Genomic DNA, 14,655 nt, shown 5'->3' with positions numbered 1-14,655 from the left:
ACGTTTAATAAAGATGACACAAAACAAAATGATCCTTTTCTATCTCTTTCTCATCAGGCATTTCCTCTCTGCAAACAGGTTTTGCATATGGGCATCTTTCGTGAAAAAAGCATCCTGCCGGCAGATTGATCGGACTCGGTATCTCACCCTCTATTTCTTTGGAATTCATTAAATTTCTGCCCGTCAGCTTGGGAACTGCAGCAAATAAAGCTTTTGTATACGGATGCATTGGATTATTGAATATATGCTGTTTACTTCCTTTTTCAACGATTTTTCCCAGATACATGATACCCAAGTTATTACTTATATGTTTTACAACCGATAAATCGTGGGCAATAAAAAGGTAGGAAAAATTAAATTCTTCCTTTAGTTCGATAAGTAAATTTAGTATTTGTGCCTGTATGGATACATCCAGGGCTGAAACTGGCTCGTCCGCTATAATAAACTCAGGCTCAACGGCTAGGGCTCTGGCTATTCCGATTCTTTGTCTTTGTCCTCCACTGAATTGGTGGGGATACCTGGCAGCCTGTTCAGGTCGTATCCCTACTTTTTCTAAGATCTCCAGAGCCCGCTCTTTTGCCTCTTTTAGGTTATGTACAACTTTATGAAACAACATAGGCTCTGCAAGTATATCTATAATCTGTTGTCTTGGATTTAGAGAGGCAAAGGGATCTTGAAAGATCATCTGTATTTTTTTGCGGTACTGCAGCATTTCAACTGACGAAAACTGTGTGATATCATTTCCCTTAAACTTGATGATTCCGCCTTTTGGCTCAATGAGCTTTATAACTGTTCTGGCAGTCGTTGATTTGCCACATCCCGATTCCCCCACCAAACTAAAAACTTCTCCCCTATCTATATCAAAACTTATATCATTTACCGCCTTAACAATACGTTCTTCTTTTACAAGTTTGCCATTTCTGAGCTTTAATTTATCTAATATCCCCTTATTCAGATCAAATCTTTGCTCTAAATGCTTAACTTCCAGCATCTTTTCCATTTATCTTGCCTCCTTTCTTAACGGAAAGTGGCATGAAACAAAGTGCCTTTCTCCCACATGAACAAGTTCCGGTTCTTTTTCCAGGCAGATATCCTGACAATACTGACATCTTGGAGAAAAGTTACAGCCTTTAGGTAAGTCAAACATATTTGGCACAATGCCTGGTATTGTTTTCAGTCGCTCCTTCTCCTGATCTATATCGGGAATAGAGTCTAGGAGCCCTTCAGTATACGGATGAATATGTTCTTGAATGATATCTTCTGTATATCCACTTTCTACAATTTTTCCACAATACATAACATTTACTCTATCTGCCATTTCAGATACCACAGCCAGATCATGGGTAATCAACATCAAAGCACACCCTTGTTCTTTTACAAGTTGTTTCATAAGTTTCAGGATCTGTGCCTGAATAGTAACATCCAGGGCAGTTGTAGGCTCATCGGCTATGATCAGCTTAGGTTTTGCAGCAAGGGCAATTGCAATCACTACTCTTTGTCTCATCCCTCCACTAAATTGGTGCGGATAGTTCTTCAACCTGCTTTCAGGATTTGAAATGCCTACATCTTTCAGAAGCTGTATGCATCTTTCCCTTCTTTGTTGTTTTGATAAATTCTCGTGGAGCAGCAGCATTTCTTCTAATTGCTCTCCGATTGTATACACGGGATTTAAAGAAGTCATCGGATCCTGAAATACCATAGATATCTCTTTCCCCCTGATCAAATTCATTTGACTTTCAGATAGCTTCATTAAGTCCTGATCCTGGAAAAGAATTTCTCCACTCTCTATTTTGCCCGGTTCATCAATAAGTCCTATTACCGAAAATCCTGTAATTGACTTTCCTCCGCCAGATTCTCCGACAACGCCTAAAATTTCCCCTTCATGTATATCGAAGCTTACATTGTCAACAGCCTTTACAATCCCTTTGAATGTATGAAAATAGGTTCTTAAGCCTTTTACTTCCAACAATTTTTTCTGCATATCACCCACCCCCTCTACTTTAACTTCGGATTCAATTCATCTCGTAAAAAATCACCCAATAAATTAATACCAAACACAATCATCACAATGTATAAACCTGGGAAAATAGATACCCACCACAATCCACTGTAGAGTACCTTAAAACCATTGTCACACAACATCCCCAAAGAAGGTCTTGTAACAGGCACCCCTAGTCCTAAAAAACTTAAGGTTGCCTCCGTCAGTATAAACGTGCCTACTTGTATCGTCGATAATACAAGGATTGAGGTAAATACATTGGGGAGTACATGCTTAAAAAGAATCATAAAATTAGGTAGTCCAATGACCCTGGTTGCCTCAATATATTCTTTCTTCTTTACAGACAACGTCTCGCCCCGGACCGTTCTTGCATAACTTACCCAGCCAACCAGGCAAAGCGCAATTAAAATATTTCTAATCCCCCTGCCGAAAAAGGACATAAGAAATAAAGCAATCAACATAGTAGGAAAGGATAGTTGGATGTCTGCCAGCCGCATGATAAAAGCATCCACTTTTCCCCCGAAATAACCCGATGCGAGACCGAGTGTCACTCCTACTATGCTGGCAAATAGAGCTCCTACAAGACCGATAAGAAGCGATACCCTGCTGCCATATACAATGGCACTAAGGATATCTCTTCCCTGTTGATCTGTACCTAAAGGAAATCTTAGCTCTCCTCCCTGGATCCAGGCCGGAGGTTTATACGCATCGCTTAAATCAATGTTTGTCATATCATATGGGTTTTGAACAGTAAAAAAGGGGCCGAATATAGCTATCAAAAGAACAGAAATTGTAATAATCGAACCTATAATTGCGGTGGCAGATCTTTTATATTTGAAGAAAAACTCTGATCTTGCAAAAGACTGCCAGCCGGAAGGTTCCTTTAACGTTTGAGCTGCCTTTACTGTTTGAACTTGTCCCTGCATCCTATCACCTACTTTTTATTATTATAAATCAATCCGTGGATCTACAATTGTATAAAGTATATCTACAATAAAATTGATAAACACAAACATAACCGCCACGAATAAAATATATGCAGAAATAATAGGCCTGTCTGCGCTATTAATCGCGTCAATAAGAAGCTTACCCATCCCCGGCCATGCAAATATGGTTTCTGTAATTGTAGTAAACGCAATTAAGGTTCCTAGTTGCAATCCAAATATTGTAATTACCGGAATTAATGTGTTTTTAAGTGCATGCCCAAACAATACCTTTCTCCTTGACACACCTTTTGCCCTCGCAAATTTTACATAATCCTGTTTCATATTCTCCTGCATACCTGCACGGGTTAAGCGAAGTATCGTTGCCATATTCCCTAAAGCCAGAGTTATAGATGGCAAAATAATATGTTTCCACCCGCTTACTGTGGCAAGACTTGTTTTGATCCCTAAAAGGGTCCCTACCTCTCCTCTACCTGATACAGGTAATATTCCCAAGTAAAGACTAAACAAAAAAATCATTACCATACCTACCCAGAAAGAAGGCAATGATATCCCTGCGATGGATAGAGACATAATCGCTTTACTTAAAAATTTTTTAGGATAGGCTCCTGCAAACACTCCTAGTGGAATTGCTAAAAATGCCGATAACAACATCGCAACAATTACAATTTCTAATGTAGCAGGAAACCGCTCTGCGATAATCTTTAATGCCGGAAGGTGATAAACATAAGATTTTCCAAAGTCCCCCCTAAGTGCATTTTTGATAAAGATTACATACTGTACCGGCAAGGGCTTGTCTAAACCTAAATAAGCTACTGCAGCATCTATCTCTTCTTGTGTAGCATTTTCCCTAACCATCAAATATATTGGATTTCCCATAATGCTGGTCAATGCAAACACTAAAATAGACACTGCAATAAGAACAATTATTAATTGTGCTATTCTTGATGTAAAATATCGTAACACAGCCTCACCTCCATCTTAAATAAAGGGAAGGATTCAATTCCTTCCCCTTAACCCTTATTGTATAAACTCTATATCCCACGCAAACACATAATTATCATTTCTCGGATGATACTTAATCTTATTATTATGGGCATAAATATCTTTTTGGAAATGCAGCGGAATATAAGATATATCATCGGCAGCGATTTGCCATACTTGCTGCATGATCTTATCTCTTTCAGTTGGTTCTGCGGTAGCCATCGCCTGATTGATGAGTCCATCTACCTCCAGATTTTGATAATATCCGCGATTTACGGCACCGTAACCGGTTTTAATATATCCGTCTTGAGACATGCTGTATAACAAGTCCAGTGCCATTAGAGCGCTCTCTCCACCGCTATCTGCCCAACCTGTCATACAGAGATGTGTATTGTCTCCTTCCTTGTTTACTGCACCAATGTAGGTAAAGAATATGGTTCTTGACATCAGATTTAGATTTACTTTTATGCCTACCTTTTCAAAGTAAGAAGCAACTGCCGTTGCAATTTCTCCGTCCTTTACATATCTGTCATTTGACGCATCCAATGTAATTTCAAATCTGTAACCATCGGCCTGTCTCGGATAACCTGCTTCGTCCAGCAATTTTTCTGCCAGCTGGGGATCAAAGTCATACCGTTTAATATTGCCGTTATACCCGTTAAATCCCTCTGGAATATATGTAGCAGCAGGAACTGCAAATCCATTCATGATCTTTTCCACAATTTCTTGCTCATTGATTGCACGGTACAGTGCTTCTCTAACTTTGATGTTTTTGAACGGATTTGTGCCATCAGGCGATTTCATAGGCATCTTTGCATCTTTACTAGGCTTGTCAGTCCATCCGGCTAAGTTGAGATAGATTACCCGTAAACTCGGCTGCGAAACCAGTTCTGTATTTTCTTTTGCTTTTATGATTTCAACATCCCGCACCGGAACATCAACGATTAAATCTACTGCTCCGGAGATAATATTTGCTGTACGTGTGCCTTCATTGGTAATTGGTTTAAAAGTTACTTTTGTCGCCTCTGGAAGCTCTCCCCAAAAACTATCATTTCTTTCAAAAACAATTCTATCCCCTCTTACATGTTCAACGAGCTTATATCTGCCTGTCCCGTTAGGATTTAGTGCAATCCATTCATCGGTTTGCCCTTCACAGGTTTCTTTATCTAATATCATAAGATCCTTAATATGGGCCAATAACAGTGAATTTGGCTCTTTTGTGATGATTTCAACGGTATAATCATCAATTTTCTTATAACTTTCTACAGTTGCTACCGTATACTTAAATGCAGACAGATCCACCTTTGCTCTTTCTAAGGAATACAATACATCCTCTGCGGTAAATGGATTTCCGTTATGGAATTTAACGTCTTTTCTTAAGTGAAAAGTCCAAACTTTAGCATCCTCAGATATCTCCCAGGATTCTGCCAGAGCCGGTACTGGTTGTAAATTACTATCTGGTGCCACCAGCGTGTCGAACAAGTGCAGATTGATTGCATTGGTTATCGTTTCATTTAATGGGTATGGATCTAGTGAATATGCATCACCGGCTAATCCGATAACCACTTCTTTCGAAACATTGGCTGCACCTCCTTCGTTGGTATTGTTTTCTCCTCCTGTTGTACTCGTTCCTCCGCCACAGCCAGCCAATAGCGAAACCGTTAACGCAAGTACCAGCAGCAACGCAAATACTCTTCTTTTCATAAACATCCCCCTTATTTTATATTTTTCCTGAATAGACTTATCCATTCAGTTATTCATTGTAGATATCTTTTATCAAAGAATCTTGCACTTCTTCCAATGTCTCTAAGTTTTCCATAATCCGATCTTTCATATTAAAGGAAAGTACAATTAGAACCTGTTCAACCAAGGATATCGTTGCTGAAATAAAGTTATAAAATACTAAGGATTCATTATAACTCTTCAGTATGATTTTTGCATTCTTAGCCAATGGTGATTTTTCATTATCTGTAAGTACTATAAAATTAAGATTCTTTTCAGTCAAATATCTTGAAAGATTAATAATGAGGGGTGAATAACTTGGAAACGATATTAAAAAGAAGCAGTCTTCATCAGTAGCTCTTGCAAGCTCCGCACTAGCGGATACCATATCCCCTATATCCAGAATCCTGCTGTCAATATTAATCAGTTTTAACCGGCTATTTAGGTAATCTGCAACTACTTTTGATATACCTAACCCGCATATATATACAGTTCTAGCCTTCTCTATGTTTTTGCCTACTGCGTAAAGCGTATCAATACTATTTTGCTGAATAATCCTCTCAAAGTTCAATTTTTGTATTTGAACAGTATTGCTGAAAGCATCATTTAAATTGTCCAACGCTTGTAAAGAGGATTCAATCTTTGTTGGAACGTGAAGCTCTTTTTTGACTAACTCTTGAAATTCTTTTCTCATCTCCGTAAAAGAATCTATTCCAATGCATTTACAGAAGTTGAGTATCGTTACCTCCGTTACATTAATTTCTTCACTCAATTCTTTCAAAGTCATAAATCCAATTTTGTCTTTGTTTTGCATAAGATATCTTGCAATTACTTTCTGCTTATTACTTAATTGATCCATCGCCATCGAAATATTTTTTAGAATTTTCAAAATTGATCACCTCATTTTTTAGATTTTACTATAATATTTTATATTTTGTCAACAGTATATTAATATTTTTAAAGTAAATACAATATTTTTTAAATATTAAAAATTTTTTAGTACTCCTATAGAGTCTTATTGACATCACTTATGCGAATGATTTTTTAATTGTATTAATCATTTTAATTTATTCTATTTTGTAACAGCCGCCCTCACCAGGCGGGCGAGATCACTGCAAAAACGGACTATGGAAAATCCATAGTCCGTTTTTTGGCAATAGAGACATATTCTGCGTAGTTTTCTATTTCAGGGCAGTCTCCTAAAAAGTCTCACCTAGATATTCACTTACCATCTTATACGCACAAAATTTTCCGCACATTGTACAGCACTCTTCGTTTTCCTCATTCTTTTCTTTTCGGATTTTTGATGCTTTTTCAGGATCAATAGAAAGCTCTATTTGTTTCTGCCAATCTAACTGCTTTCGGGCTTTTGCCATCTCTAAATCCCATTCCCAAGCCCCTTTCACACCTTTCACAAGATCCGCAGCATGAGCTGCAATCCTTGTTGCAATCACCCCTTCTTTAACATCTTCAACGGTCGGTAGGCCCAGATGTTCTGCAGGAGTTACATAACAGAGAAAATCTGCACCACTAGAAGCAGCTAAAGTGCCACCTATAGCAGAAGTGATATGATCATATCCCGGTGCAATATCCGTAACAAGAGGACCTAAAACATAAAAAGGAGCATTGTGGCAAAGAGTTTTTTCAAGCTTCATATTCGCTTCTATCTGGTCAAAAGGAACATGCCCCGGCCCTTCTACCATGACTTGTACATCTGCTTCTCTCGCTCTTTTCACCAATCCTCCCAGTACAATTAATTCTTTAATTTGAGGCGAATCTGTAGCATCTGCTAAACATCCCGGTCTTAAGCCATCCCCTAAGCTTAGTGTCACATCGTATTTCCTAGCTATTTCCAAGAGTCTGTCATATTGTTCAAATAGTGGATTTTGTTTTTTATGGTGGAGCATCCACGCCGTAATAAAAGAGCCGCCTCTCGAAACAATATCCATAACCCTGCCTCTTTCTTTTAGTTCTTCTATAACTTCCAAAGTTACGCCACAGTGTACGGTAATAAAGTCGGCACCATCTTTACAATGTTTTTCTATTCCACTAAAGATGTCGTCAGCAGTCATTTCTACTATACCCTTACCATTTTTTTGAGTTTCAACTAATACTTGATAAAGGGGTACAGTTCCTACCATAACTGGACTGGTCTCGATAATGCTTTTTCTAACTTTATCAATATCTCCACCCGTGCTTAAATCCATTATAGAGTGAGCACCTGCTTTGATAGCTACATGCAATTTTTCCAGCTCTTTGTCTAATTCTGGATATGCATCTGAGGTACCGATATTCGCATTCACTTTAGTAGATAATCCTTTACCTACAGCTATGGGCTTTATCCCTTTGTGGTTAATGTTGCAGGGCAAAACGACCTCTCCTAAAGCAATTTTACCCCTCAGTTCTTCAGCTGTTATGCCTTCTAATTGTGCGGCTTGTTCCATTTCTTCTGTTACAATACCTTTTTTTGCCTCAGCTAATTGTGTCATCCAATCACGCCTTTCATTATTTTAATTTGAAAATAAAAAACACAAATCCAAATTGTAAGGATTTGTGCCCAATAGTTAAATGATTTAACTAACACGCTGCAACTTCCCTACGCTGGTATTATCCAGATCAGGTTAAAGGGTCAAAGAATTAATAGGTCCTTTATCTCAGCCGGCCTTTCCGGCACCCCCAGTTTATTTATACATTTATATTTTATATCATATTACGCTTAATCCAAATTTACAAGTATAAAATAATATTTTACTTTTAAAAATTTAAGAAACATCCCTTTTTATAAGAATATTATAAATATAAGGCTGTCTTATCAATGTCAAAAGAACAGAATACACGTAATCACAAGAGGAGGTTGATATACATGCAACAGTCCCTGATGATACCACCGGGACAACACCAGCTACCGCCCTTACCCTATGCACATAATGCCCTTGAACCGGTTATCAGCCCTAAAACATTACAAATCTATAGATTTGATAAAAAATTCCAAATCAATTATCGATGCTTTTCGGGCTAAAAACATCCTGATTTCATTTTGTTTATTCTAAAGGATTTATCGTCAATGGCCCTTTGAACGGCCAGTATTCCATCGAGATGGTCATATTCATGCTGTATTAGTTCCGATAAATCTCCTTCAAGGTCCAAAACACAGTCATTCCACTCTAAATCTTTATAATATATTTTACATTTTTTATATCTGTATAACTTTACTTCCAATCCCGGATAACTCATGCAGTCGTCCCACATCTCAAACTTTTCCTCATCTACAAACACTAATCTCGGATTTATGAATACAGTGGAGTCATTATCGATATTTAAATAAATTATTCTAAAAGGCTCATTTATTTGAGGGGCAGCTATCGCCCGGCCAAACCCATATTTTTCTCTGAAGTTTATTATTGTATCGTGTAAATCTTCAACAATCTGCTTTGCTTTCGCCATTTCATCTTTTGAAATTTCTTTACAGACCTTATACAAATTCTCATTTCCTAATAATAGTATTTCTCTTATAGCCATTGACTTTTCCTCCTATTCTTTGTTTTCCAGCTTTATTATAGCCGGCCCGGCCACTACACCATAGCAGCCGGTAAAATCTTCACTTTAATTTTTAATAGCTAGGAATGGAAGTAAATATATGGTTTATATCTTTTGAATCGTAAACAAGTTCCGCACTATACCCTTTCTGGGCTTTATCGTATACATAGTTTACCAATTTAAAATTCGCTCCGGTATCTGTAATCACTGTTATTGTAGGTAGTGGCTCATTATCATAATAAGATACATTAAAATATACTTGACCCAATTGAACATACTCATCCAGTAAGGAATAATACAAATCTCCGTCTTGTACTACTAAAAGCCATTTTTGCCCGTCGTCCCAAACCATTTCTCCATTTTTATTTCTTTCAGCTGCTGTATGTAACTCAATTTTTTCCTCTTCACCGTCTAAATCCAGATCTACAGCAAACTCACTTAGTTTTGTTGCCATACTATTCTGTCTCGGGTCCTTTTCAGTAGCTTGAATGATGGTATCCTTTGTTTTCTCATTCAATGGCTGTTGATTCATTGGATTCTTTTTTATAGGTTGACAGGCAATTAAACTTGTTACTGCGATCATAAGTAATATTACTCTAAAAATACCTGGTTTCAATAAAATCACCCCTCTATGTGTTTATATAAGTTTCCTCATTTATTCATTCTATATCTTCTTTATTATTTCCTGCCAAAATTGAATGGTAAAATTTGAAGCCGCACAGTGTGCGGCTTTCAGTCTTTGGATAAAGTTATTAAATGCTCCCTTTTATACCGGATAGTTCTTATTTTCAAAATCTGCATAATCACTATCTATCTTATATTTTTTAGCCTGCCTGAACTTAAAGAATTCCATTGCAACAGGGGGAAACAATGCATAGGATAAAGCATCTTCTTCCTGCTCCAGATACGCTTTCATCTCATTTCGAACATCCTCCAGCTGCGGTGCAATCAAATCAGCAGGTCTACAGTCAATGACTTCTTCATTGCCAATAATTTTTCTTTGAATGCTTTCAGAAATCGCAACGGCGGGTTTTCCGTATTCACCTCTTACATACGCTTTTATTTCCTTAGGTACCATCTTATATCGTTCTCCAAGAACAACGTTAAATACTGCCTGGGTTCCGACCATTTGGCTCAGTGGGGTCACAAGAGGTGGATAGCCTAGGTCTTCTCTTACCCGCGGCACTTCTTTCAGCACTTCATCATATTTATCGAGTGCGTTTTGCATCTTTAACTGGGAAACCAAATTAGATAACATTCCCCCGGGGACTTGATAAATAAGCGCATTTACATCAACCCCCAGCACTTTTGGATCCAACAATCCCTTTTCCATGTATCGATCGCGAATAGGTCTAAAATGCTCTGCTACCTGGTTTAAAACTTCAAGTTTTAAACCTGTGTCATATCCCGTTCCCTGAAGGGTAGCCACCAGCGGCTCTGTAGGCGGCTGGGATGTACCTAAAGCCATCGGCGAAATTGCGCAATCCACAACATCAATACCAGCCTCTATAGCTTTTAGATATGTCATGGAAGCTACTCCGCTTGTATAATGGGTATGCAGCTGAATTGGAATCTTTATAGCTTCTTTTAGCTTTGAAGTAAGTTCAAAAGCACTATAGGGAGTAAGAATCCCGGACATATCCTTAATGCAGATAGAATCTGCACCCATGCCTTCCATTTGCTTTGCTAGTTTTATATAATATTCTGTATTGTGTACGGGACTAATTGTATAAGAAATAGCTGTTTGGACATGCCCTTTTTCTTTTTTGGTTGTACGCAATGCAGTTTCAAGGTTTCTTACATCATTTAAAGCATCAAAAATTCTAATAATGTCAATGCCGTTGGCAATCGATTTTTTTACGAATTCAGAAACCACATCATCGGCATAATGCTTGTATCCCAAGAGATTTTGACCCCTTAAAAGCATTTGCAGCTTTGTATTTTTTACTGACTTTCTAATCAGCCTCAGTCTTTCCCACGGATCTTCATTTAAAAATCTTAAGCAGGCATCAAAGGTTGCACCACCCCATACCTCAAGGGAGTGATATCCAACTTGATCAAGGGTTTCTAAAATAGGAATCATCTCTTCCGTTTTCATTCTTGTTGCAATTAAAGACTGATGTGCGTCTCTTAAAACCGTCTCAGTTATTTTTATCTGTTTCATCAAATTCTCCCCTTTTATATTTATATATAATTTCTTTTTTCTGATTTTTAGTGGTGAAATTGCCATTCTAAGCAGAACAGCCTGTAACGAAAATGTATCCAATTATAATTGTATAGAGTGTAATCGTATATGTACATTCGTTATATTAATTGTTAAAATTAATATATCTTAATAAATAAAAAAAATAGAGAATATTTCTTTATTTTTTAAGGGGGTTTTCATATGGATAGTACCGATTACAGAATTATTGACATATTGCAAAGGAATGGAAGGATCTCTATGAAAGACTTGGGTAAAGCTGTAAATATGACTTCACCAGCAGTCACGGAAAGGGTAAGAAAATTAGAAGAAAATGGTGTTATTTTAGGATATAAAGCAATTATCGCTCCGGGAAAATTAAACAAAAATATTATGGCATTTATTAACGTTGGACTTTCACCAGAGAATTATCAGCCTTTCATTCGATACGCAGAAGAAAATGAAAAAATAATTGAGTGCCATCATGTAACTGGCGGTTTTAGTGTGATCATAAAAGTTATTACAGAAAATATGGGAGAACTGAAAAGTCTGATTGATGATATTAAAAAAAGAGGCCATACCCAAACCTCGGTTATTCTTTCCAGTCCCATTGAATCTAAGCTTCTATCAAAATAAATATACGTAAACTTTTTCAGAAAATATAAAAGCCGCACGGTGTACGGCCTTCCTCTAGTATTATTTGGTATTAGAATTTTACAGGTCAAATTTTCACACACTAAAGCAGTCCTTTTCCTTTAATCCTCAAATGCCAGCATTTACGTACAGCGCCGGTAAAATGTTTATTGGAGAATTTTCCAGCTAGTTTCCGTTGCTAAATATCCTTAATAATTCATTGTTCTTATCCAGGTAGATTATGGTATCACTGTCAATGCTATTTTCATAGGCTTTTAGTGTTCGTAAGAACTCATAAAACCCGGGATCTTTGCTAAAAGCTTCCGAGTAGATTTTTAGTGCCTCAGCATCTGCCTCTCCTCTGATTCCTTCGCTTTCCTCGATCGCTGCACCTAGCAGTTCCTTTTTTTCACGATCGGTATCAGCCACCACCTTATCATATTCCTCATCACCCTCACTCCTTATTTGCTGCGCTATCGCTTGGCGTTCCTTAATCATCTTATCATATGTGGATGCAATGTTCGCCGGAGGTAAAAGGGTTCTATGAATCTCTATATCATCAACTTCTATTCCATATAGTGCAATTTTCTCATTTAATTCCTTTTTACTTTCTTCTAATTCGCTGTATAATCTTTCCTTGTTTGTTAGAAACTCTTCACTTGGCAATTTATTTATCTTTTTAATAATTACTGGATAAATCAAGTTATCCAGCGTAGAATTAGCCTTAGAAAAGCCCCCCATACTTACTTCAAATAACCCAGGATGTGTGACTTTATATTGGGCGAAAAATTTAACCATGTACTGTCTTTTATCACCTGTTGTAACCAGTTCCTCTGTTGATTCATAAGTAATTAATTTACTCGTATAGCGATTTATGTCTTGTATAAAAGGCATCTTAAAAAACAATCCTTTATCTTTTACAATTTTCAGGTCTTTAAAATCCGGTCTTAAAGCGTTTTGAATGTCGACTGTTGCATTATCCTTGCTTACAATTACTTTATTCATGTTACCCAGGGTTTTTACTACAACTGTAGTAGATTCATCTACTGTAAAGGTGCTCAAATTAAATAAAAAGATCAACCCTACTAGGAATAAGACCATGCTTAATGCTTTTTTGTCAAATCGAAAATGGTTTGGGATTTGACTGAAATTGATATGCATATCTCCTAGTTTAGAATTTCTCATCGCACTTCCTCCTTGTTTTTCTTGATACAGAAGGGTATTTGGTATCTCATCATTGCATGCAGCTTCTTCTCCTTCTACTTCGTTCTTTTCATTAGAACTTTCAATCGAACGATTGATTCTTTTTAAAAATATTCCTTTCATCTTTTTTCGGTTTTGTATTGCGAGTATGAGTATTGTTATGATCAAAGAATTTTTCAACCCGAAAATTATTGTTGCAAAAACAAATAAAAGTGGCAAATAACTTGGAATAAACTTTGGGAATTTAAAACTAGTCCTGTTTCCCTTTAACACAGAATCTCCCCCCTACTGACCTATTGGAATGTATTTGATGGCACCGTCTTGGATGTCAACAATGTATTTATTTTTGGCATTCTTCAAGACCTTTTCCATTGTTTCTAAGTACAATCGTTTCTTTGTTCCAGTAGGAGCAACTTTATACTGTTCATAAACCTGTAAAAAGCTTGCAACATCTCCTTTTGCCTGACCCAATTTTTCCGATTTATATCCTTTTGCCTCCTCTACCATTTTATACGCTTCCGCTCTTGCTTCAGGGATTATAGAATTCTTATATTTGTTGGCTTCTTCTAATCTTCCACTTTTTTCGTTTTTGGCGTTATTCACATCATCATATGCCGATTTAACTTCACTCGGGACGCTGATGTTTTGAATTTCAACATTTACTACTTCTATGCCCAGCGCATATTCATTGACTTTCTTTCTGATCTCCGGCAAAATCTCAGCTGATATTACTTCTTTATTTAATAAAGCATCATCGAGACTCTTGTTTTGGACATTCCGTCTAATTACACTTTCGAGTGCAAGCCGCAATGTTCCTATTTTATCGTCTACTTTATAATGATAATCATAAATATTTCCGATCTTATACTGTAGAATCAGCTCACCGTTTACGATATAACTTCCTTTCGTAAGCAATAAGGATTCTGCTTGATTATCCGTATACCCCAATTTCACAGCTCGGTTGTCTTTGCCATTGCCTTCTTGATGAGATATGAATCCATATTCTAACTGATGCAATTCATCGGTATTATACTTGACAATACGGTCTATAAAGGGTATCTTAAATTTTAGTCCCGTTGTGGTTTCTATATGTACATTTTCCCCAAATCTGACTACCAGGACTTTTTCTCCTGTCTTTACAATATACCAGCTGTTTGAAACGAGAATGATTCCTAAAATGAGGTAGAGTATTATTTTAGACCGTTTTTGCATATGGCTTCCCCCTTTTGTAAGTCACGCTTCATTATGAACAACATTATTAACATTTGCCCCCTTACTTTTGAACAACATACATTTCTCAGCGATTGCATTCTTATAACCCTCCTAAAAGATCATATCCATAATAAATATTTCCACATTTGTATCTATATACCTTCTAAAAGAATCAGCAGCAGCTGGAAATGATTTTTTTGTCTATGTAAAAAGCCGCACAAATTGCGGCTTTTGAATAG

General features: G+C 37.1%; 14 protein-coding genes and 1 riboswitch. Of the genes, 2 read left to right on the top strand and 12 right to left on the bottom strand.

The annotated features are described in order from the left end of the window. Positions 1 to 4 precede the first annotated feature (4 nt). The 7 genes from Gferi_RS25215 to thiC all read right to left on the bottom strand — a co-directional run bounded on the left by Gferi_RS25215 (position 5) and on the right by thiC (position 8,138). Positions 5 to 1,000, bottom strand: coding sequence for an ABC transporter ATP-binding protein (locus tag Gferi_RS25215; protein ID WP_069980871.1), 996 nt, complete (start codon positions 998 to 1,000; stop codon positions 5 to 7). Further along, positions 1,001 to 1,981, bottom strand: a complete 981-nt coding sequence (locus tag Gferi_RS25210) for an ABC transporter ATP-binding protein (protein ID WP_069980870.1) — start codon at positions 1,979 to 1,981, stop codon at positions 1,001 to 1,003. Positions 1,982 to 1,995: 14 nt separating this feature from the next. Continuing rightward, positions 1,996 to 2,925: an ABC transporter permease gene (locus Gferi_RS25205; protein ID WP_069980869.1), complete on the bottom strand. Its 930-nt coding sequence runs from the start codon at positions 2,923 to 2,925 to the stop codon at positions 1,996 to 1,998. Between the two features lie 21 nt (positions 2,926 to 2,946). Beyond that, positions 2,947 to 3,909, bottom strand: coding sequence for an ABC transporter permease (locus Gferi_RS25200; RefSeq protein WP_069980868.1), 963 nt, complete (start codon positions 3,907 to 3,909; stop codon positions 2,947 to 2,949). Between the two features lie 54 nt (positions 3,910 to 3,963). After that, positions 3,964 to 5,631: an ABC transporter substrate-binding protein gene (locus tag Gferi_RS25195; RefSeq protein WP_069980867.1), complete on the bottom strand. Its 1,668-nt coding sequence runs from the start codon at positions 5,629 to 5,631 to the stop codon at positions 3,964 to 3,966. Positions 5,632 to 5,680: 49 nt separating this feature from the next. Further along, positions 5,681 to 6,538: a MurR/RpiR family transcriptional regulator gene (locus Gferi_RS25190; RefSeq protein WP_069980866.1), complete on the bottom strand. Its 858-nt coding sequence runs from the start codon at positions 6,536 to 6,538 to the stop codon at positions 5,681 to 5,683. A gap of 310 nt (positions 6,539 to 6,848) precedes the next feature. Then, positions 6,849 to 8,138 (bottom strand): phosphomethylpyrimidine synthase ThiC, encoded by a 1,290-nt coding sequence (gene thiC / locus Gferi_RS25185; protein WP_069980865.1) that lies wholly within the window; start codon positions 8,136 to 8,138, stop codon positions 6,849 to 6,851. An 87-nt stretch (positions 8,139 to 8,225) separates the two neighbouring features. Further along, a riboswitch (TPP riboswitch) is annotated at positions 8,226 to 8,337 on the bottom strand. A gap of 175 nt (positions 8,338 to 8,512) precedes the next feature. Here thiC and Gferi_RS27835 point away from each other — a divergent pair. Next, complete coding sequence (locus Gferi_RS27835; RefSeq protein WP_083273763.1) at positions 8,513 to 8,668, top strand: hypothetical protein; 156 nt, start codon at positions 8,513 to 8,515, stop codon at positions 8,666 to 8,668. On the opposite strand, the gene Gferi_RS25180 is transcribed toward Gferi_RS27835, so the two are convergent. The 3 genes from Gferi_RS25180 to Gferi_RS25170 all read right to left on the bottom strand — a co-directional run bounded on the left by Gferi_RS25180 (position 8,665) and on the right by Gferi_RS25170 (position 11,350). Beyond that, on the bottom strand, positions 8,665 to 9,168 hold the full coding sequence (locus Gferi_RS25180; RefSeq protein WP_069980864.1) for a peptide deformylase: 504 nt from the start codon (positions 9,166 to 9,168) through the stop codon (positions 8,665 to 8,667). The genes Gferi_RS27835 and Gferi_RS25180 overlap by 4 nt on opposite strands. Before the next feature lie 91 nt (positions 9,169 to 9,259). Continuing rightward, entirely contained in the window at positions 9,260 to 9,802 is a 543-nt protein-coding gene (locus tag Gferi_RS25175) for a hypothetical protein (RefSeq protein WP_069980863.1), read from the bottom strand. Positions 9,803 to 9,952: 150 nt separating this feature from the next. Next, entirely contained in the window at positions 9,953 to 11,350 is a 1,398-nt protein-coding gene (locus tag Gferi_RS25170) for an oxaloacetate decarboxylase subunit alpha (RefSeq protein WP_069980862.1), read from the bottom strand. Positions 11,351 to 11,572: 222 nt separating this feature from the next. Between Gferi_RS25170 and Gferi_RS25165 the strand changes: the two genes are divergently transcribed. Next, a complete protein-coding gene (locus Gferi_RS25165; RefSeq protein ID WP_069980861.1) occupies positions 11,573 to 12,004 on the top strand; it encodes an Lrp/AsnC family transcriptional regulator in 432 nt (143 codons plus the stop codon). Between the two features lie 183 nt (positions 12,005 to 12,187). On the opposite strand, the gene hflC is transcribed toward Gferi_RS25165, so the two are convergent. Together hflC and hflK are read right to left on the bottom strand one after the other, a co-directional pair. Further along, complete coding sequence (hflC, locus tag Gferi_RS25160) at positions 12,188 to 13,477, bottom strand: protease modulator HflC (protein ID WP_069980860.1); 1,290 nt, start codon at positions 13,475 to 13,477, stop codon at positions 12,188 to 12,190. Between the two features lie 12 nt (positions 13,478 to 13,489). Further along, positions 13,490 to 14,416: an FtsH protease activity modulator HflK gene (gene hflK, locus Gferi_RS25155; RefSeq protein WP_069980859.1), complete on the bottom strand. Its 927-nt coding sequence runs from the start codon at positions 14,414 to 14,416 to the stop codon at positions 13,490 to 13,492. Positions 14,417 to 14,655: the final 239 nt, after the last annotated feature.

This window comes from Geosporobacter ferrireducens (assembly GCF_001750685.1).
GTDB classification, from domain to species: domain Bacteria; phylum Bacillota; class Clostridia; order Peptostreptococcales; family Thermotaleaceae; genus Geosporobacter; species Geosporobacter ferrireducens.
This window is presented reverse-complemented; position numbering and strand designations above follow the sequence as displayed.